Here is a 21,417-nt window from a genome sequence, read left to right as displayed (position 1 = left end):
ATTTTTAATTCGAATTTTCGAATTGCTACCGCACCCAAATTTATAATAAAAGTAGAGAAAAACAAGATTTCAATTTGACATATCTTGTAAAAAGAAAAATGAAAACGAATTATAATACCTACCACACTGGAGTTAAAACTTGTTTTGCTTTAGGACTCCAAGAGCAACTTTTGCCACAGACTTTCATAGAATCAATTCCAAATTCTACTTCTCATTATTGGAAAAGAGAGAGCCCAGATAAATATTTGGGTTCCGATTACGTTTCACAAATAGAGGAAGGATTGGATGATACCAAATTATTTCTTGATAGACGTCTTGCTTTGAGCAGAAAAGCATTTGTTCAATTCGGTAAACTATATATAACTTTAATAACATTAATAGGGAAGGAGAGCCTAAGGAAGATTATCAAAGATAATAGAAATATTTTTGTTGATTTATTAGAAAACATAGGTGATGACTTTCCAATTGCTAAGCAAGACTTACTTCGTTTTTTAATGATTAAAAAGCAACAATATGCGTTTTGGCTATCAGATAGAAAGTTTGCTTGTTCCAAATCACTAATTGGGCAATGCTTTAAGCGAAGACCTAAACAAATTTCGAATAAAGAAATAACTGTTTTAAAAAAATATATGAATAATTCTAAGTTTAAAACTTGGTGTATTCGTTCTATTTGGGGTAAGGCTCTTCGAGATGGTGCTATTTCTATGGCGGAATCAACTTGGTATAAATATGCTAGAAGGCTTGGGTATTCAAAATCTAGAAAACTTGAAAAGAAACCACGCAAAAAAGGATCTTTTAATGCAACTCGACCAAATGAGACTTGGCACATGGATATCTCACAATATAAAACTCTAGATAATGTTATCTTTTACATCTACACCGTAGTTGATAATTTCTCAAGAAAAATAGTTGCTTGGGATATCTCCACAAAAAAGTGTTCCAAAATCAGAACCGAGACTGTAAAGCTAGCCATCAAAAATGAATTTGATGTAACTATCGATAACCAATCTATAGATCTTATTGTTGATGGCGGAACAGAAAACAATAATAAAACCATTCATGAATTTATTAAAAACTGCCATGTAAACATCAATAAGAAAATTGCTCTAAAAGATGTAACCTTTTCTAATTCTATCGTGGAAGGTCCCTACAAAATTATGAAAAGTTATTACTTTAGAACAAAAGAAATTCTCTCTACAACAATCTATGAAGAACTAAAATTCTTTATTGAAGATTACAATAACTGCCGACCTTGCCACAAACATAAAATTTATACACCAGAGGAAATCCATGAAAATCCTGAACTTGCCAATATCAAAATCGTACTAGATAAATCCAATAAACAAAGATTGGAAGAAAATCGCAATTATTGTTGCAAGTTATCTGCATAGACAACAGTCTAAAAAATTGAAAATATTCTTCATAACACTGTATAATTTTACTTTTTTTAAATCTCTACAATAAATCAATGAACGTTTATTTTGTAATTGAAGTTTTATTCAAACAGAAATCACTTGTTTAGTTATTTTTTAAACTTTGTAGAAACACAATGTTTCTACATGGCCTAATTCGAAAATTCGAATGTATTGATATAGAATAACTTGCATTCTATCTGCTTTGTATAATAGTCTTACTTATAATCACTTGCATATAATCTAAATTCTTTAATTTTTTGTCTAGATCAATAGAGGGAGCCCCGTACCATTTTTTTGTAATTTTTTTGGGTTTACTGATAACAGTCATTGTATTTTTTTGAAGTAGATTTGGTTTTGAAATATCTATAATAAATCCATTTAAGTCTCGTTCATCCTGTTGGTAGAATATAATAGAATTATTAAGTGACTTTAAAAATAGATTGTTAAGTGGTTCTACATTAAAGTTATTTTCATTGAAAAAACTATCATTTAATTTAAAATATTCTTTGTTTTCATATAAATTTATTGAGGCATAAATATCTTGTTTATCACCTTTTTCAATTATCGGTCTTGAATTACTATAAATTTCAATCATTTGATTTTTAACAGTATCCAATAAATAAAGTCTTGAATGAATTTTAGTGTCTTTTTTATAAGATTTTGCACAGAAGAAATTTGATTGCTCTTTGTTAAGATTTTCTATTGAAAATTTTAAATAGTAAAAAGGTGTTGTTGAAATTTCACTCTTTAAAACAATTTCAAAGCTCTCAAATTTAATATTTATTAAATTACTTTCTTTTTTTTTATCATTACATGCAATGATAAAATAAAGAAAAGAAATAGCTATAATAAATTTTTTTATTGATTTCATAATAATACTTTTAATTGCCTTGAGCTTTATTTTTCTTTAAAGTTAGTTCTTTATATTTTCCATTGACATAATGCCTAAAATTAAATGTATTTACTTGAAAATTATAAACCTTTTTATGTGGGTCTTCACTTTGACCAACTTTATTTCTCCAACCATTTTCCCCATGACCATAGAACTCATGTTCAAATAGTGAAAAAATATTTGGAGCAGTATTAATAATGTTTCGATAATCAAAATTCATCGATATTCTATCAATTCGTTTATCCGGATTAATTCCATCATCTAATATTGAGTCATTTTGTCCGATGGTTCCTATACTATATCCTTTTGGATTTGATCCTTTAGTTCCAATTCCTAATTGATTTGAAAAGACTTTTATGTCTTTTCCAAAAAGATTTTCTGAAGGATTATTATTGTAAAACCAATTATCCATTGTTTTGCTAACGTGATTTACGGCTTTATAAAATAAATTCATTCCTTGTTCATTACTTGGCAGTTGAGATATTGAGATACTATTATTAACAGCAACATTATGATTTATTCTTCCATTTTGTGATAATTGATTATATTTACTAGAGTCCATAAAAAGAATTTCACCTCTTAAAAAGCCTTGACTATCAACACCTAAGTATTTTCCTGTTTTACTATCATAAATTGGAGAATACGCTGCTCTACCATCAGGGTCAACATACTTTATTGGATTTTGAAAACAATAATTATATGGTGAAAAGTTGGGAAACTTCTCCGCTAATGGGTCCACACTTAACCAAATACTAAACTTAGGATCATAATACCGAGCTCCAAAGTAACTCAATCCTGTGTCTTCATCCAACTCTTTTGCAGAAAATCTGTAAACATTATTGTAAGAAGACGTGTTTTGAGCCACCATTTCCTCGCCAAATGGCAAGTAATTGTAGTAATGACTTGGCGAACCGGTAAAATCCGTAAGGTAAGAACTGCTTCCTAGATGGTCGGGAAAATCTGGCAATAAATCAATGAACATTTATTTTGTAATTTAAGTTTTATTCAAACAGAAATCACTTGTTTTGTTATTTTTTTAGACCTTGTAGAAACATAATATTTCTACAAGGCTTAATTCGAAAATTCGAATGTATTGATATAGAATAACTTGTATTCTATTTGTGTTAATTAATTCCCTTTATCATAACCACTTATATATAATCTAAAAACTCTATTTTTTAACTTGGTCAATAGAGGGAGCCAAAAAAATAATACTTTATAGCTCCTATAACAAATAGTACAGGAAAAGAGAAAAAGGAAAGAGCATAGTACCAACCAATTAATTTTCCATTATAATGTTTGTATTTTACAATAATCTCTTTGTATTTGTCTTTATAAAAAATCAAAAAATAATTTAATATTAAAAATGGAAACAAATGAAACGTAAAATATGTTAAAATACCATCAATCTTTTGAAAGCCAGTAATGTTAAGATTAGTTAAAATTGTATATTGTTTAAATGTATTTAATTCAAAATAAATAAACTTCAGCATAAGTAAATTTAATCCCATTGCAAATGAAATAAAGATAAGTGTGTAAAACTTCCACAAATCTTTGCTCTTTTCAACAGTCAAAATTTTGTTTATAGCATCCGAAAATAATATATAATAGAACTTCATAATCTTACTTTTTTTCTTCAGTTACTGCATCGTATATTAAGCAACCTGCACCATAAGCCAAACATCCAATACCAATACCCCAACCAACAGGATTACTTATTATACCTAAAGTTGTTAAAGCAGTTGCTCCTAAACCTACAGCTCCAACAGTTGCATCAAGACCATCTCTATGTTGCATCACTTCGTTCATACCACCAGATTGATACTGATTTATTGCTTCATTTGTACTATACGCTGTACCTACAGCTCCTAAAAGAACTCCAGCTCCTTTAGAATATTTTAAATATTTAGCAGCACCAACTCCTGAAGTTGCTGATACAATATCATCAGTAACGTTATAAATTTTTGTATTACTACTTTGAGCAACTGCTCCTTCTATTAATAAATCTTTTACTCCTGAACCCGTACTCACAGCTGAAGCTGCTTTATTTGCATCGTCAGAAATGATTTTTTTATTAAAACTAATATTATTCCCTTTGCTTTCATCAAATCCTATCCAAGATTGTTTTTTTGCATCATATGTCCAACTACCATCTTTATCAATCCAATTTACTGGGCCACTGTTTTTATTAACTATATCCTTTACAAAACTATTAAATTCTTTAGTTCCTTTTAAAGGTGGTTTAGCAACTTCTCTACCATCAGGGTCAATTAAATTGATAGGATTATTCATAGTGTAGTTGTACGGAGACCAAGCTGGGAACTTCTCGGCCAGCGGGTCAACAGATAACCAAATACTAAACTTAGGATCATAATACCGAGCTCCAAAGTAACTCAATCCTGTGTCTTCATCCAACTCTTTTGCAGAAAATCTGTAAACATTATTGTAAGAAGACGTGTTTTGTGCCACCATTTCCTCTCCAAAAGGTAAGTAATTGTAATAATGGCTTGGCGAACCAGTAAAATCCGTAAGGTAAGAACTGCTTCCTTGATGGTCTGGATGGTACCACCACACAGCCCTTGGTTTTTCAAACTCCCTATAACATCTTCCTGTAGTTCTCACAATTGCTAAGGTTTGACAATAGCTATGGGTACTTGCATAGGCATCGGTAATTAGTTTAATGCAATCTTCCACTTCATCATTATTAGCAGGAGGAAGTAGAAGTAAGTTAAACCAATACTGTAATAAGGCATCATAATGCGCTTGACAGGCTGCCTCATCAGTAGCAATTGGTGCTGCAGTACTTGTAAAATTAGGTTTAGCTAATTTGGCTTTTTCAAAAATAGTGGTAAGTTGTTTTTGAAGTACTACCTTTTTAGCATCTAGTGTGGTTTTTTGTTTGATTGAATCGTCAGTATTTTGCGCTGCTTGTTTGGATAATGTAGTTTCAAAATTGTTAACAGCTGCTAAATTACCCATTTGTGTGGCAATACGTTGTGAGCCGGTATAATAGTGTTTGGTGTAGTCGTGCTGACCTACTACAACATAGCCACTAGGATACATGGTATAAGTACCAGGATTACTAAGTGAGGTGGCTTGGGTACCATTTATCACTAAATTCGCACTACTACCAGAACTTTTTAAAACGCGTTCACCTGCTGCATCATAAACATAATGGAAAGCAGCACCATTATCTACAATGGCTTGAAGACGGTTTTGTTCATCCCAATAGTGCTCTCTTACCGTAGATGTGCCAGTATCTAAATTATCATGCGATATGATTTTAAGGTTTCCGTTTAAATCATAGGTATTGTTTACCTGCTCCGATTGCATTCCTGTTTCGGGGTCAAATACATCTATAGTCGATGGTGCATGTGGCTGTCCACCTCCTGTGTAACTGTAATAATTGTTTACACTATTGTTGGTATTAGAAAAACTGTTGGTACCTACAGGAGCTGTTTGATGCAATTGCACTTTAGAGAGAATATTGTGCAATGAATTGTACTCCATATCAAGCGTGAAAATATGGTCTTCATTTTCTCCGTACCAAGCACCTTCAGAATGTTTTAGGCGGTTAAAATCATCATATGTAAACGTTTTCATTTCTGTACCACCTAAATGGTAAAGAGAAATTGCAGAAGCTGTATTTTCTATTTGAGTAACATTGCTGTTTAAATCATATTGATAACCATTATTCATAAACGAATTTCCCGATGGCGTAGTCACTTGCATTTGAGCCAAGAGTTGTTGCGGTTCATAAGTATAGGTTGTTGTGGTGTTATTACCATAAACAACCGTTGCACGCTGTTCGAATTTATTGTAACAAATGTTTTTTAAATACACTTGGCCATCCGTATTTTCAATGTGGGTTATAAGTCCTCCTTTGTCGTACGTATGTTTTACCACTTCACCATCAGGATAGATTAAACTTTTTATTCTACCCCAAGTATCGTAATTGAATTCAGTAACAAAAACCCTTGAAACTCCTAGTGGGTCAACAACAGTTCTTTTATTGACTGTAACTTCGCCCAACTTGCCATATTTAAAAAATTGTTCGCCAGTAAGGTCTGATTGATAAATTAACCGTCCCGCACCATTATTTGGTGCTGCTGCGGCTCCGTATTGATAAGCAACAGTATGCGAAGGAAATGTAACGCTTGTCAATTGATTGATGTTGTAACCATACAGTACTTTTTGACCAACAGATGATAGGTTGGCATTGGTAGATTCTTTAAGTCTTGAAGCCAGATCGTATTTGAAAGTAGCCACACCAGCATCGGGATGGTTTACTGTGAGTTTTCTTCCAAAATTGTCATAGGTGTAGGAGGTTATGGCATCATTAGCATCTCTAACATTAAGAAGTTCATTTAACTTGTTGTAAACAAAACTTGTCCAATAGGTTTCTCCGGCACCAATTTGGTTAGAAGAAGTAACTCTGCCTTTAGAGTCGGTAAAACTTTGAGAAACATTTCCGTTGGGCAGGATTATTTCTTTTTTAAATTGAATTACTCCAAAGCGGTCTTCTCCATAGGTATACTTCATTTGTGTGGTTGCATCACCAGCAGACAGACCGTATACAGTTGATAGTAATGGTCTATCAAGATAATCATACGTTGCTGTAGTAAGTTCATTTGGGTTGTTAGGAAATGAAATAAATTGTTTTAAAACATCTAGTATCGGACCACTACAATTTTCTTGTTCGTTACCTAAGTACGAATGTGTAGCTCTTCCAAATTCATCATATACTATTTTGCCTGATACAGACAAACGATAGGAAGCGCTACCTTCGGGACAACTGCAACTTTGAAGTTCTTTTTTAGTTTGGATTACCCTTGATAGTCCGTCTATAAAAGTACTAGTATAAATTTGATCAGTATCATCAAAATGCGCAGTTACAGCTACGGGAACTGTGAGATTTGGAAAATATTGGTTTTTAATAGTCCAATCGTTTTGATAAGGGCCTTTAACCTCGGTTGGTCTTCCAAAAGTATCGTATTTATATACAATAGCATTATTGTTCAAATCTGTAGTTTGTGTTGGAACACCAAGACCATAATTATAGGTAGTAGAAGACGTATAACCGTAGGCATCAATAACATTAGTGATATAAGTTTTTGTACCCGTATCATACGTATAGGTGTAGCTCATTCTACTAGTATTAGAGTCAGTCAAAGCACCTTTAGGATGTATTACTTTTGTCACGTTACCAAATGTATCATATTCGATATCGTATAAGGCATAGTTTGCTGTTAGCGAAGTTGTTAAGTACTTTCTAATTTGAGTAACATCACCTGTTGAATTGATAAAATTTCTGCTAATTCTAAAGTTTACACCACTATTGGTTACTTTATGTTCCATAGGAACGTTCACTACGTTGTTCGCATTATAGAAGTAAAGCATGTTTACTTTAATATCATCAGCAATATCAGTTAAGTTGGCACCTTTGTCTTGAAATTGTTTTACATTTCCATATTTATCGTATACATCTATGGTAGTAAATTGTTGTTTCATGTGCGAGGAAGCGCCAGCAGTCTCATTATTAAATTCCCAAACTTTGGAGTTCGTTCCTACAAGAAGTGGAAGCACTCTTGAGTTATCAGAAAAACTTGAAGCGTTGAAAGTACCCGTTGCTAGCGGTATAGTTGGACTTGTTGCCGTGTTGTAATCAGCTACCGTTGTGGTTGGTGTCGGAATACCTGGATTGTAGTATTTGTAAGAGTATACCACTTCACTATGCATTCTTCCAAGACCATCTACCATGTAAGATCTTGTAGGAACCCCTTTTTTGTAGAAGTATTGTCTGATGCGATTGTCCAAACATCCCACATACAATTCAGAATCAGGAATAGTTGCTGTAGCATATTCTGAAACGGAAGTTCTATACACCGTGTTGGCAGAATTAATATTGTGTGATTTTACGATTCCAAAACCTAAAAAGGTGCGTTCTCTTCTATCTTGAACACCTTCTAAGTATTCGAATTTTGTGGTTAAATTATCTGCACCATCGCCTGATTGACCATCGTTTACTACCACACTAGTTAATGCCCATTTAGCGAATGGCATCTTGTAGGTATTACCAATCTTAGTTCCAGTAATAGGATTGTTAACCGCATAGTCCATTGTAATCGTTGCACCAAGAGGTCTGGTAACTTTTTTGAGCATGTTGGTTCTGCCAATATTGGAATAGCGGACTTTTAGTTCAGATTCGTTATTGGATTTAACAATATCAACGAACCCATCTCCATTAACATCACTCATTATGAGCGATTCGCTATTAATACCATAACCTAAACTTCCATCACCACACGCACAGAATTTTGGTCCAGTAATGTAGAATAGGAAAGGTGTAATAGGAACTATAATAGGGAAATAGAAACAAGAACTAAATCCGGCATTAATACTTGCATTAATGGAAAGACTTTGGCTAGCTTTATCAAAATTACTTATAGAAGTTGTTGTTGAAGCAAAAGTTGTTCCTAAATTGTAACGAACATTTGACCCTTCAATTTTATCGACAAGACCGTCAGAATTAATATCTAAAAATGTTTCTGAACTGTTGGCAAGTGGATTGGGAGTAGTTGATGTTCCGATTCCCAGTCCAAGGCTAACACTATTTGTGAATAAACTAACACCTGCTCCAGAAGCAACTGAACCGGTTGTTCCTTTTTGAACATTGCCATAGCCCCAAGAGGTAATACCTTCAAATAATGAGGAAGTACCACCAATATTTAAATTGACACCATATACATCCACTCTATCTGATAAACCATCACCGTTGATGTCTAATAAAATGCTTTTAGATTCATCAGTTGTAGAACTAATTGAACCATTGAACCCAATATCTTTCCCTGAGCCAGCGTTAGAGCTTTGATTGGTTGTAGTTCCATTACTTCCTTTGGGTATGTAATTAAATCGAGGAATACTCCCTGAAACAGTAGTTCCAAATCCAGTTCCATTGGATTCTTGTCTATATCCTTGAGATGTTATAGTAGGGAAAAGATTTCCTAATTTATTGGTTAATTGAAAAGAATTTTCAGTAATAAAATCAGGATAATTATCTCCATTTATATCTCTATGATCGTTCAAGACTTTATTATCTCCCGAATTGGTAAATGCACCAATACCTGCTCCAAGGGTAACAGAGTTTGAAGTACTTTTAGTTTTCTTTACTATTCCAAAGGCTTCAGACGTTGCGGTGATTGTTGGGTTTGGAATTATGGGTGTATCAATTGTTTCATCATATTTGTTTTTTGGACTCATCTCATTTTGAGACACATACATTTTGTCTTGAGTTCCTTTCCATCTTTTAGTATAAATACCGTTTATTAAAGTGACATCGGGAATCATCTGGAAGATCCTTTTTAGTGGATTGGTTGCAGATGGGTATAGCGCTTCTTCGATACAAGTTTGATAATCAGCATCAGATAATGGAGGTGAAGCGGATCCACAAGCTGTAATTGCTGTTTGTGCAGCACTCTGCTGTGCTGAAGTTAAAGGAGCATTGGGAATTAATTCGGACTCTCTAATTCTTACTATAGTAGAGCCACTTTTCTCAGTTTTATAAGCAAACTGTCCCCAATTTCTATAATCAGTGCCAAAAATATTATTACCTTTTTTAAGGAAGATATTTGGGTAAAGAGCAGTTGTAGCTACATTGTTGGCATAATTCCAAGCTGTCGTAGCTCCTGCTCTAATTCTTGATGCACCAAAAGGAACAGTAGCTAAAGCATTAGCAATTACAGGGTCTTGGGTAAAATATTCAAAATAAATTTTGTTGTTTTTAGTTTGTGTTGCAACTGTTGTTGGACTATTTATCGCATCAAAGATTACATTGATTAGCGTACTCTGAGGCACAGTTGCAGTAACACTAGTTGATGTAGGACCTACAATAGCTATATCATATGCACCAGTTACTGTATTAAATCGTTTAATACCACTTACAGTTCCTGTGGTTGGTGTAGATAAAATATCTCCATTATAGTTAATACTTATTTCATATTTAGCCAAATTTGTTTGCTGAAGAGCTGCAGTAGGTAAGGCATTTGTAATTGCATTTGTATTGTGGAAAAGTAAGTTTTTATTGGTTCCTTTAACAGTAAGGTATAATTTTCTTATCTCTGCTGTAGAAGTACAAGTAGTACAAGTACCAAAATTATTTTTCCTAACGCTTCCAACAGTAACTATAGGAAAAATAGGTTGCATTTGATAAATTTTTCTAGTAGTTCCAGTAGTATTCATAGTAGGTGGAACAATATAATTGGCATATTTATCAATAAGAGTAGCACTTACCACTGATGCATCGGTTGTTCTTATTTTTTGATTGTAAATACTAAGATTCGCAACTGGATATACATCTGTAGTAGTGGAACCGGGTACTGCGCTATTTGGAATTGGCATTACTATTTTTGGTTTCCACAAATCGCTAATTTTTTTCCAATCTACATTTGAATTCGATTCGATTTTAAATAAATAATACACTTGTGTTGTAGTGTTATCTGTATTATCAGTATCTATACTGGTTACATTATCATTGATAACAAATGCATCAATAGTATTGTTTGTGTTAACTTTAATACGAATTCCTCCTGAATTTAATATTGATACTAAATCGGTATCAGTTACCACGCTGTTATTAGTAGGGTTTGTAACAACGGTTCTAGTATGTTTTTCTATTATAAGCTTTACTTCATCTGATAATTCAGGAACAGGTATTGGGCTTGTTGTCCCATTGTAGAATGGATTATTAATTGAAAAAGTAGGATACGAAACGTTGTACGTGCCATTTTTTGGTAAGGATATTTTTTGATCTGCTGAAACAATAAAGCCTTCCGATGCGTTATTATTAACAGATGATAATTGGTTTGCATCCACTTGCTCTATATTAGGCATAGAGGCTACTGTGCTAATAGCTGAGATATAATTGATCGAAATTTGTGAAGTATCAAAATTTATTAAATCATCCTTATCATTTATTATGGTATTGGCTCTAAAATAAAGTCGTTGTCCTCTAGTAACACTTAATGTTGTACTTAAATTTTTTGAAGGTAAAGTGGAATCAAGAGTTATAGGAAATCCAGTAACAAGCGCATTTTCATTTGCGTTGTACGTTGGGTTTGTTGTGGTAATGTCCCCAACAATATTTCCTTTTTCAATAGAAAAATAAACACCATCAGAAGGCGCTATAGGAGTAGTAGCTATGGAAACAATCCCAGTAATTTCTATGGATCCATCATAGGGTGCTTGCCAAACTTTTACAACATCATAGGGAAAATTATTTAGTATTGGAGTAGGAAGTTGGGTTGCTTCTGGAGCTGTGGTGAGTCCTTGATATATAATATTAGGAGAATTACTACTTAGAGTTGTAAAAGTAGGAATAGCAGAAGGGTTTAATGAATTAAAATATACTTTTCTGTCTTTCACGACATCTATTAATCCATCTCCGTTAACATCTTCCAAGTAGGAGTTTGTGTAGGAGTTAGTCCAAGTTCTTTCTGCTCCCGCAAAAACACCAGAGGTGAAATTTCCTCTCACTCCAAGAAATTTCGAGAATGACTCTGATTCTGTAATTTGATCCATTGATGGAATACTTCTTGGAGTGTCAAAGGTATTATTACCTAAATTTTTTCTATAACCAAGTGAACCCGATTTGAATAATTTATCTGGCAGACCGTCTCCATCAACATCTAGAAACGTTATCCTTCCCGACGAAGTACTTCCTGAGATACCGCCGTTTACACCACCAGTACCTGATTGAGAAAGCGGGATTAAGGTTTCAAAAAACCTTAAACTATCAACAAATCCTACGGTAGCTCCAACACCAGCATTGTAACTTGAAGTGTGACTAGCGCCAAGGGAAGTAGAATTTAAACCTTGTAAATCACCACCGTCATTTGCTAGTCCAGTTATACTCACCTCATTCCCAAACATCGGTTTGCCTCCATCATCAGTGGTATAATCATAATATTCTAACTTATGCTCGTTGAATAAAAGGCCCACACCATCATACTGTCGTATTTTCTCTAACAGTGTCTTTTTGAAGACCCCTTGCTTATAAAAAAACTTATATTTTCTAACAAGATTAGTTCCATATTTTACGTCAATACTTTCAAGAACATCATCTGTAATTTCTTTAAATCCAAGTCGGGCATTTATGCTTTTATCTTCTCTTGTAAATGATGTTGGTGTTCCGTTTAAGTCTTTAGGCACTGAAGTCGTTTTATTAAAAACTATAGAATAGGAAGAAGGTAGTGAAGCATGTTTTGTATATTCTATTCGTTCTAAATAAATTTGTCTTCCTCCTGATATTGTTGACCCTGTAAAAGATTTAGTAGTATAAAAGTACTCCATAAAGTTTCCATTTACATCTTGCACTTTTTTTAACAACCAACGGACAATATTTCCTGAATTATTTGTTAATGTGGCTCCTGTAGTGCCATAGGTATATATGGTTCCTGATTTATCAGTAACACTCCATGAATAAGTGCTTGGAGTAGAACCAACTCTTTGAATTTTGTTAAAAGCCCCTTCAACTCTTTCATAAAACATAGCATTTGGAACTCTAGAAATTGGATTTGCTTTATTAGCCAAATAAAAACTATTCCCATTTTTAAGTAGTAATTGTTCTCCTTGGTAGGTGTAGATTTCACTTTCTGTGGTAGCATCAAAATTAGGTGCTCCCCAACGTGTATCCAATTCTATTGACGGTGTTGTGATGTTCCAACCCAAACCCATCCAGCCATTGCCTCCCGAACTGTTATAACTCACTGATAGATTGGGCTGCATCCCATTGCGACCTGCCGGAATCTCAATAGGATAAGACAAATTAGCATCACCTTCTTGATTTGCCGTTGGAGGCTCAATAAGATTTATCTTTTCTCCAGGATTTGCAATTTTAATTCCACTAATAGAAGTTGGGGTATAAGCATTGGTCTCAGGACTCTCAGGAACTTGAATCACTCCATTAACATAATCGGTAAAGTGAGTAGTCAGTGCTGTTATGGTATGATTTTTTTCATCAAAACTCACAACAGGAACACTTTGCCAACTTTTAGATTTAGTATCAAAATAAAATGTTTTGATGTCTTTAGCAGTATAACCAAAAGGTATTAGTTTTGGCTCATAGGCAAGTGTAATAGTTACAGGTTTTGCAAAAGTAGTACCATCTGGTAAAAATCTAAATGCTAGACCATTTTTAGTAACATTTGTAAAATCAGCTCCAACAGGAGCGAAATCAACATTTCTTAATTCAAAAATCGAAATTTCGCTATCTCGAGTAAGGGCACTATCAATTACCTCAATAGAGGCACCCTCAATTGATACTATTGTTTTTTCAAATGCTTTAACATTAATTTTTTCAAAAGACTTTTTTGTTTCTATTGAATACAAGGCATCTGCATCCAAGAGTTTATCAGCTAGAGTTATTATTTGTTGTCCTAACAATCCTTGTTTATCAAAAGCTCTTACGACGACAAACTTTTTATTTTTTATTTCATTTGTTAAGGTAACGAACCCTTCAAATTCTGAAGATTGTTGTTTTAAAGTTGTCCCTTCTACATCAATAATTAAATCATTGTTTTCAATATGTTTAACAAACCCTTTGATGTAGATTTTGTTATCTTTACTTAAAGTAATATCATTATTTTGAACTACAACCACATCGGAAATATCAGAAGTTGGATTTGTAATTTCTATTTGTAGGTTTCTAATTTTATAATTAAAATCAGCTCCTTTTGGAGTTGTAAACAAAATTTTATTTTCTCCATTTTTTAACCAACTAACAGATAACTCCTCTCTTTGAGTAGTCCACCGATTGTTTAACTTAACTAAATGTCCACCAATAGAAAAGCGTTCATTAATACTTCTTGCTACCGAATTTTGATCTTCAACTCCAAATAGTTCGTAAGTAAGAATTGCTTTTTGTTGACTTGACGGTAATCCATTAAGTGTGAATTTAAATAAATTATCCGATGGATTATCCATTGGAACTAGTTTTGAAATTCCGATAGTTCCTTCCTTTAAATCGGAGCTAATTAGTGTTGGATAATCTATTGGGGTATTTTCAATTTTATTTGAATAATCATCTTGTTGTGCTAAAACGGGACTATTTTGATTGGACTGTATTTGTTTTTGATACACAATCTTAGGCACAACAGAGGAACTGTTAGTTAATTGAAAATAATTATTTGGACTAAGATTTCCTTGCGGTTTTAGTGTTTTAAAAACTTTTTTATAGGCAAACACCACACCCTGTGCTGGTACAATAAATGTAATGTGCAACATGATAAAAAGCACAATATAATGTATTGCTTTTAATGCAGAATTATTTATTCCAAAAGTTTTGTTATTACTCTTGTTAGTTGACTGTTTCATGGTTAGTTTACTATAAGTTTATAAGTGGTAGATAGTGTATTTGTTGTGATTACAATCAAGTAACTTCCACTTGTTTGCAATGTTTGAGAAAAATTATATTGAGAAACAGCACTAAGTTTTTCAGATTTTAATAAAGCACCAGTTATAGAGTACACTTTTATTTCAACATCGCTTGGTTTTTTTAAATTAAATTTCAGATTAAATGGCTCAGAGCCTTTAACAGGATTTGGATAAAGTGTTACGCCATAGTTATCCGCTGGTTTTTCAAATACATTGAAAGCAAGGTTTTTTTGGCAACCTTTATCACTGGTTATTTTCAACGAATAAACTCCAGGAGTGCTAACTTTTAAGGAGCTCTCATTAGAGACGATTTTATGGTCTATTTGCCAAGTAAAAGTATATTTTGTATTTGATTGCGATAAATTTAAAGCTGGAGCTAGTTCTAATTCTGAATTTTGATTTAAAAACCAATCGGAGCTTGAAAAGTCATTTAAGGTTTCAAGAGAATTTACCTTTATAATTTTAGAGAACGATTGCTTTTGGGCATCAACCACAGTTAACTCATAATCACCTGAGGTTGGTGATTCAATTTCAATATCTCTAATATTTTTTTCAAAACTTGAGGTGTTACCCTGATGTTTTACATTTAAAACAAATGGAGCGACACCCCCAATTACTTTTAGATTTATTTTTGAGTTTGTAGATAAATTACAATCCCTATCAATAAGCTTATCTACAACAAATAACTCAGGAGCTTGAATAAAAGTAAATCCATCGGAACCACTTTTGTCTTTGTCCCAAACAACATTATTAAATACTAATTCGCCTTGTTTATTTATCTGAGCAGGGTAAAAAATTGCTCCACTATAATCAAAAGAATCTGAGCAATATGGCGTAATTGCTAACCACAACGTATAACCTTTTTTGGCTTTGTAGTTAATAAAATAATCACTGGGCTTAATTAAAACGAAACTTTTTGGACTCTCTTTAATATTAGATGAGGAACATTGCACCTTCCATACTCGTTCCATTTTAACTATTGAGTCATTTGTACTTTGATTGGCTTCCTGTTTAAATGAAACACTTTTATTGTTATGTCCCCAAACTAAATAAAAAGAATCATCAAAATCATTTTTTATAACTTTTGAAATAGAGTCATAATTTCCAAAGCCTATATGTAGTCCTTTTTTAGCTGCATTTACAGATTGTTTTTGAAATAGTTCTGATTTATCATCTCTAGCAATCCCTGTTACATTGTTGTTAAAGGCTTCATTTTGTTCAATATTCCAGACTTTAGTGCTATTTGAACTTAAGTAGTTTGTTTCTCCAACAAGAGATATTCCATACTTTATAGATAGATAACTTTCTATTTTTAGTTTTTCTGTAGCAGTGAGTATTCTAGGATAAAAAATAAATTCAAATACCGATGTTCTCTTTTCCTCTGAAGTTTCACTATCGTTTTTCCCCATAGGGAAAGATAACACACAGACATTTGAATTTTTGGCAAACCTTAAATTGGCACTATATTCTACAATTACGCCATTGTTAGATTTATGTTTTGAGTATGCTAATCCTGATGAACTATAAACTTTTTTATTGGTTATTTGCAAAAGTTCATTACCTACTGTGTAGTTTACAATATCGCTTTCACTTTCTTCATTTGATTTATAAACAATAAACAATGTAAAGTTAGGATTAAGTTTATTCTTGCTAATGATTGTTTTTTCTTTTTCAGAAAAAGTTACTTCTAAATTAAAATTTAAAGAATCATTTTTGGCTTTGAGTAAAGGACTTGAGCTCTCTTTAGTGTTTTTAATCCAAATCGAATTTCCAGATACATTTGCAGGATTTTGAGCAAATGAGTTAAAATAAACAAATAGTAGAAAACAGCGGATGATTTTATTCATAGAATTAGGTTAAGATTTTAATTACGCTTTGCGACAGTACTTTGTAAATGAAATTTCTGTTGGGCTATAAAAATTACATTTAATAATAAAACAGTATCCAAAAAGTAATTTTAAAATAATAGGTTGGTATTTTTGTTGATAATGAAAGTTTTGTTGAAATACTTTTTAAAAAATTCTATGAGCAATGATTCTTAAATTTAACAATACTAAGTTGAGATGTTATATAAATAAGCATTTTACATCCATAAATTTCTAAGAATAGTTTTTTCATGATGAATTACTAATAATGAAATAATTCCTATTTGTCAACATCCTAAAGATTAGATTTAAGTAAAAAGTGTACATTTTCATTTATTAGTAAATTTTCAAAACCGTAATGTTAAAAAATTTACAATGCTATTAACTTTAATTTACTTTGACTAACTTAAAATTATCTTTAAGAGTTAGTTTTAGATTTTATTTTTAAACAAAAATTCTAAACTATTGAAAATCAATATTTAATTTGTTGATAAAATTTGTATTTTTTTACAAAAGCATATCCTGTAAACCGAATACTGCATCAAATCTATTCAAAAAAGCAGAATTTTTTTGCTCTGAATAAATTATTTTTAAGTTATTTTCTAAACGGTATGCTTTAAGATACGAACACTATAATTTAGAGATTATAGTGTCAAAATACTTTTTAAAAAAAGAAATTAAATTATCAGAAAAGTTTTTTTTAAACTTTTTTATTTTTCATAAACAAAAAAATCCCTGTAAAAAACAGGGAATAATTTTAATCTTTTTTGCAGTACTTATCTAGGTAGTAATCTACCGTTACCCAGCTAATACCTTCTTCACGATGATGATTTTCAATCATTTTGACTAGCGCACCTTCGAAAGTCTTTCGGTCATAAATACTACCGACGGCTTCTTTTTCCTTTTTAAGAGCTCTTGTCTCAAAGTGCGAAACAGTCCAAATAATGGCGAGTTGGAGATACACAATTCGCGTCATTACTTCTTTTTCAGATAAATTTGGAAAAAGCTGCGTGTCGGCTTTTTGAGCCACTACCATTAGCACTTTACTGTCATCGGGATTAACTCTACCATTAGCAGCAGCATCAGAGGCAGCTTGAGGGCTTTGTGCCAAAACGAACCCAAATTCATAGCGTACGAAATAAAATTTTTGCATAATAAAAATGTTTTAGACTTTTTTTTACTCGTTTTGCAATGAATTACAAGTCTAAAACAAGCTGGCACTAGTTCCGTCAAATAACCACCAATCGAAAAAGCTGTCTTGAGATAGTTCATCAACTGATTTAAATAGAAAATGTTTTTTGGCATCATGAAAACGCGTGTCTTCGCTGAGTCTTTTCATTGCATGGAGTTTGTACTCTTTTAATTCAAAAACACACAACACACAAGATCCGTGCTTTAGTCCAAACTGATTGCTGGGTTCTCCTTTAGAAAGGGCTTGAAGATGGGTAAATAAGGAAGTGTGCACCCTATGGGTGTTATCTCCATTAAAAAATTCGATTGCATAAAGTTCCTCTCTAATTGGGGTTTGTAACATGCAAAGTGCATCGGCAATCAAATACTCGTTTTCACTAATAAAAATAGCAGACTGGGCGCGGTATCCTTTTTGTTTGCCACTGGTAAGCTTATCAAAGTAGGTCCAAAAGAAAAGCAAATCTAAATCATTAGCTACCGCTCGCCTCTTAAAAGCCAAGTGTACGTTAACAGTGCCTATTCTATGATAGTAATCATGTAAAAAAAGCCCACTTCTTCCCTTTGGATAGCGTACCAATACATGCTGCCCAAACCACTCTTTAAGAAGCATAGCGCCATGGATAGTTAGATAATGAACACTTTCAAGTTTTCAAAACTTTGGATGCACTCCAAAAGATACCGAGCCCAAAAGAGGTCTAAAGAGAGACCTTAATGCACTGATGTTTTTATTAATGTTGGCTCTATCGCTCATTACTTCTAAAGTAAGTAATTGACCTGTAGTTAAGAATTTAAAAGTAGCAAGAGCCAGTAAAATTTTTTGTTGAGAGAGCGTGATACGCTCAAAGGGAGAATCTAGATTCATTTTTTGTTTTTGTTTTAGATTTTAAATTACCCTTAGAAAGTTAGAGCTTAAATTTTGGTGCAAAATTTCCTAAGGTGTCTGCAGTGGTATTGGTCTTTAGATTTTCATCGGGAGGTACTAGTTTGCTTTTTATAGTAATTTGCTCAGCCTGTGATTGATTGTCCCTATAGATACCACTTTGATTCAGACAATATTCTTTTATAGATTCGAGCTCTTTTGGCAATGCAAAATAACTTTTGGCATTGTGAAGTAAAAAGGAGGGACTGTGCACTTTAATTGCAGGATGGTGGTCATACTTTAGATAAAACTGAAAGGCAGGTAACTTTTGGAGCTCAGGTACAGCAACCCCGATATCCAAAGCCTGTGCCTTTAAGGCAGGAAGACCATTGAGTCACACTAGTTTTATGGCGGTATTATTTAATACCATCTCCCTTAGAGAGGGCTCTAGCTGAGTGATACTCTGACATCACACGATAAGATATAGGCGGTACTTCCTTGCCTCACAGAAGATAGTTTCCATGCTTAAAGAGCCTTGATTTTGAAACTCATCACTGAACAGATAACAGGCTTTTCTGCTTGACTCCTCTTGGAAGGCTCTTTGTAAGGCGATACTTAGAACTGTAGCCGAGATGAATTTTCCTAAAGCTTTGGAGGTGTCCTCTCAAAGTTTTCACTTAGAGAGATTAAACAGCACTACTTTGCCTAGAAGCATAGCTTTTTTCAAATCAATGGTACAAGGTCCGTTCATCATTTGATAAAAACGGTAGTTATTCAAAAGATATTGTAGTCTGGTATAAATAGCGAGTTTGGTTGTGCTGTATTTTTTATCCAAAAAAGTTGATTCAAAAAAGCTGCGAAAGACCACATTGGTTGATTGTGTGCCAAGAAGGACAAGTTGCTTATTTTGAGTATCGTCCATAAAATGTTGTAAATCGGTAAGTCCACACTCCCCTTTTTCAAAAAGCACTGAAAGACAGGGTTTTAAAAGGGTCTGCATTTGAAGGGTCAGTCCCGTTTCTGGGATGAGCTCACAGAAGGCTTTAGCCCATTGTTGGGATAGTAAGTCCACAAGTATTGGGTCGGTAATTTTGTCCCAAAAAGGATTTATGCAGGGTATTTTTTCAGTGTCCAAGTACGGGTCGATATACCATAGACGGCTTGGATTTTTTAGATTTAATTTAAGAGCATAAAGTTCAGTAGAGATATCCCCGTGGGGGTCGAGCAGGATTAAACTTGCCTGCTGTTTCTCCGCAGTAGTCTCTTGCAAGTAATAGAACAAACTTTTCATATAGTGGCTTTTTCAAGATCCAGTTCTTCAAGTTATTACTAAGTGTCTTTGCAGTGCGCTTATGGGAAATGGCAGTTTCCAAGGGCTAAAAAAGTGCCTAATGGGTTTAGGATGTAGTTTTTGATGTAATTCAAAATAGTATGTATCATAGTAGGAGGGATTAAAGAATTAAAAACTTTTTTTAAAAAAGATAGTGGCTTAGATATGGATTGACACTTCAAAAATCAAGTCAACTTTGATGAGCAAGTGAGTAGCATAAAAATGTCAAGTGGTTAAGGCAAAACCTTTATAAAAACCCTTATGAAGGCATTTTTGAAGACCTGTAAAGAGAGAGGCAAGAGGCGGTTTAATAACAAGAGCAAGATTGTATTGCGTATGCAATAATAGTCTTAGAAGCACTATTTAAACCTCTTATAAAAGTAGTAAGCCAAAATGAGGCGTCAAGTTAAAAATTACAAAACAGCTTGCACTCTAAAAACACTTTCTTAAAAAATGTATGTCGACAAAAAATAGCCTTTATATCCTAAAGCCCCAAAAAGGTAGTAAAGAAAAAAATAAGACAGTAACAAAGTAAAAAAAAGTAACCATTTAAAAAAAAAGTAATGAGCAACAAATTAGTAGACAAAACAGTGAATTTAGATTTAGTAGGAGTGGATGGAAACGCCTATGGCATTATGGCACGTTTTAAAAGACAAGCCACTAAGGAAGGTTGGAGCGCAAAGGAGATAGAACTCGTTTTGGAAGAGGCACAAAGTAAGGATTACAATCATTTACTATCAACAATACTTGATTATTGTGAGGTAGAAAACAGGGATTAAAACTTTTAGCAATTGCAAAGGCAAATGAAAAAAGAACATTATTTGGTTATCAAATACTTCTTGCTGAGTCATTATAAGACGATACAATCACCGATGACACTTAAAGTGGATTCCATCTTTTGAGAATTATTAACCAAAGAGGAACTGATTCTGATTATTAAAGACATGTATGACGGGTCCATTGATAGGCATTATGATTTGCAAAATGTATCCGTAGATGATTTGTTAGAGATTATTGGTGATAACAGTTATATCCTGTCGTACATCATTGATAATTGGAATGACTTTGACTTAGCAGTTCCCAATCAGTTCACTCCCCAAATGGTAAAACAAACCCTAAAGGAATTGGGTATCCAAAGACATGTTTTGAGTAAAAAACTAATTCTAGAGCGGGATAGTTCGGATTACAAAACCTATCAAGCCTTACTTAAAGAAGCGGGTAAACCTTACTCTCGCTATGGGATTGTATCAAAAGAAATAGCGCAAGAGAACATTGGCGTGTTTGCTGACCAAATAGAGTTGTACAAAAGCGAAACAGAAGCCCGAAAAGCGCTCTTTAATCTTCATATAGAGCAAAATGGGGACATCGAAAATCTAAGGGTTGTAGCTGTCTAAAGCAATTAAAAAAATTAAAACCACCTTAAACAAAAACAAAAA

The 21,417-nt window shown here is 33.2% G+C and carries 13 protein-coding genes; 3 read left to right on the top strand and 10 right to left on the bottom strand.

Going from position 1 to position 21,417, the window contains the following annotated elements; translation table 11 throughout:
• The first annotated feature begins 98 nt into the window (after nucleotides 1-98).
• Nucleotides 99-1,391 (top strand): DDE-type integrase/transposase/recombinase, encoded by a 1,293-nt coding sequence (locus ACZ098_RS06790; protein ID WP_487310986.1) that lies wholly within the window; start codon nucleotides 99-101, stop codon nucleotides 1,389-1,391.
• Nucleotides 1,392-1,608: 217 nt separating this feature from the next.
• Here ACZ098_RS06790 and ACZ098_RS06785 read toward each other — a convergent pair whose 3' ends face one another.
• From ACZ098_RS06785 to ACZ098_RS06740, 10 genes are all read right to left on the bottom strand, one after another.
• On the bottom strand, nucleotides 1,609-2,286 hold the full coding sequence (locus tag ACZ098_RS06785; protein ID WP_487310985.1) for a hypothetical protein: 678 nt from the start codon (nucleotides 2,284-2,286) through the stop codon (nucleotides 1,609-1,611).
• Between the two features lie 10 nt (nucleotides 2,287-2,296).
• A complete protein-coding gene (locus ACZ098_RS06780) occupies nucleotides 2,297-3,289 on the bottom strand; it encodes an RHS repeat domain-containing protein (protein WP_487310984.1) in 993 nt (330 codons plus the stop codon).
• A gap of 205 nt (nucleotides 3,290-3,494) precedes the next feature.
• Nucleotides 3,495-3,926 carry a hypothetical protein gene (locus tag ACZ098_RS06775; RefSeq protein WP_487310983.1) on the bottom strand — a complete coding sequence of 144 codons (432 nt, stop codon included), beginning with the start codon at nucleotides 3,924-3,926 and terminating at the stop codon, nucleotides 3,495-3,497.
• A 4-nt stretch (nucleotides 3,927-3,930) separates the two neighbouring features.
• Nucleotides 3,931-14,676 (bottom strand): SpvB/TcaC N-terminal domain-containing protein, encoded by a 10,746-nt coding sequence (locus tag ACZ098_RS06770; RefSeq protein WP_487310982.1) that lies wholly within the window; start codon nucleotides 14,674-14,676, stop codon nucleotides 3,931-3,933.
• Nucleotides 14,677-14,678: 2 nt separating this feature from the next.
• Nucleotides 14,679-16,583: a T9SS type A sorting domain-containing protein gene (locus ACZ098_RS06765; protein WP_487310981.1), complete on the bottom strand. Its 1,905-nt coding sequence runs from the start codon at nucleotides 16,581-16,583 to the stop codon at nucleotides 14,679-14,681.
• A 775-nt stretch (nucleotides 16,584-17,358) separates the two neighbouring features.
• The gene (locus tag ACZ098_RS06760) at nucleotides 17,359-17,754 is read right to left on the bottom strand and encodes a hypothetical protein (protein ID WP_487310980.1); all 396 of its coding nucleotides are present in this window, start codon (nucleotides 17,752-17,754) and stop codon (nucleotides 17,359-17,361) included.
• 51 nt (nucleotides 17,755-17,805) lie between these two features.
• On the bottom strand, nucleotides 17,806-18,402 hold the full coding sequence (locus tag ACZ098_RS06755) for a hypothetical protein (protein WP_487310979.1): 597 nt from the start codon (nucleotides 18,400-18,402) through the stop codon (nucleotides 17,806-17,808).
• 39 nt (nucleotides 18,403-18,441) lie between these two features.
• Entirely contained in the window at nucleotides 18,442-18,654 is a 213-nt protein-coding gene (locus ACZ098_RS06750; RefSeq protein ID WP_487310978.1) for a hypothetical protein, read from the bottom strand.
• A 40-nt stretch (nucleotides 18,655-18,694) separates the two neighbouring features.
• Nucleotides 18,695-19,012: a hypothetical protein gene (locus tag ACZ098_RS06745; RefSeq protein WP_487310977.1), complete on the bottom strand. Its 318-nt coding sequence runs from the start codon at nucleotides 19,010-19,012 to the stop codon at nucleotides 18,695-18,697.
• Between the two features lie 312 nt (nucleotides 19,013-19,324).
• On the bottom strand, nucleotides 19,325-19,942 hold the full coding sequence (locus ACZ098_RS06740) for a type IV secretory system conjugative DNA transfer family protein (RefSeq protein ID WP_487310976.1): 618 nt from the start codon (nucleotides 19,940-19,942) through the stop codon (nucleotides 19,325-19,327).
• A gap of 602 nt (nucleotides 19,943-20,544) precedes the next feature.
• Between ACZ098_RS06740 and ACZ098_RS06735 the strand changes: the two genes are divergently transcribed.
• Both ACZ098_RS06735 and ACZ098_RS06730 read left to right on the top strand, forming a co-directional pair.
• Nucleotides 20,545-20,760: a hypothetical protein gene (locus ACZ098_RS06735; RefSeq protein ID WP_487310975.1), complete on the top strand. Its 216-nt coding sequence runs from the start codon at nucleotides 20,545-20,547 to the stop codon at nucleotides 20,758-20,760.
• Between the two features lie 165 nt (nucleotides 20,761-20,925).
• Nucleotides 20,926-21,375, top strand: coding sequence for a hypothetical protein (locus ACZ098_RS06730; protein WP_487310974.1), 450 nt, complete (start codon nucleotides 20,926-20,928; stop codon nucleotides 21,373-21,375).
• The last annotated feature ends 42 nt before the right edge of the window (nucleotides 21,376-21,417 follow it).

It is taken from the genome of Flavobacterium sp. SP2 (genome assembly GCF_057626655.1).
The sequence above is the reverse complement of the archived record's forward strand: the minus strand, read 5'-3'. Positions and strand labels throughout refer to the sequence as shown.

What these genes read in the sequence shown, in the direction of transcription:
- ACZ098_RS06780 (WP_487310984.1), bottom strand. Translation starts at nt 3,289, where the DNA reads ATGTTCATTGATTTATTGCCAGATTTTCCCGACCATCTAGGAAGCAGT.
- ACZ098_RS06735 (WP_487310975.1), top strand. Translation starts at nt 20,545, where the DNA reads ATGAGCAACAAATTAGTAGACAAAACAGTGAATTTAGATTTAGTAGGA.
- ACZ098_RS06760 (WP_487310980.1), bottom strand. Translation starts at nt 17,754, where the DNA reads ATGCAAAAATTTTATTTCGTACGCTATGAATTTGGGTTCGTTTTGGCA.
- ACZ098_RS06740 (WP_487310976.1), bottom strand. Translation starts at nt 19,942, where the DNA reads ATGAAAAGTTTGTTCTATTACTTGCAAGAGACTACTGCGGAGAAACAG.
- ACZ098_RS06790 (WP_487310986.1), top strand. Translation starts at nt 99, where the DNA reads ATGAAAACGAATTATAATACCTACCACACTGGAGTTAAAACTTGTTTT.
- ACZ098_RS06770 (WP_487310982.1), bottom strand. Translation starts at nt 14,676, where the DNA reads ATGAAACAGTCAACTAACAAGAGTAATAACAAAACTTTTGGAATAAAT.
- ACZ098_RS06775 (WP_487310983.1), bottom strand. Translation starts at nt 3,926, where the DNA reads ATGAAGTTCTATTATATATTATTTTCGGATGCTATAAACAAAATTTTG.
- ACZ098_RS06765 (WP_487310981.1), bottom strand. Translation starts at nt 16,583, where the DNA reads ATGAATAAAATCATCCGCTGTTTTCTACTATTTGTTTATTTTAACTCA.
- ACZ098_RS06785 (WP_487310985.1), bottom strand. Translation starts at nt 2,286, where the DNA reads ATGAAATCAATAAAAAAATTTATTATAGCTATTTCTTTTCTTTATTTT.
- ACZ098_RS06755 (WP_487310979.1), bottom strand. Translation starts at nt 18,402, where the DNA reads ATGCTTCTTAAAGAGTGGTTTGGGCAGCATGTATTGGTACGCTATCCA.
- ACZ098_RS06730 (WP_487310974.1), top strand. Translation starts at nt 20,926, where the DNA reads ATGTATGACGGGTCCATTGATAGGCATTATGATTTGCAAAATGTATCC.
- ACZ098_RS06750 (WP_487310978.1), bottom strand. Translation starts at nt 18,654, where the DNA reads ATGAATCTAGATTCTCCCTTTGAGCGTATCACGCTCTCTCAACAAAAA.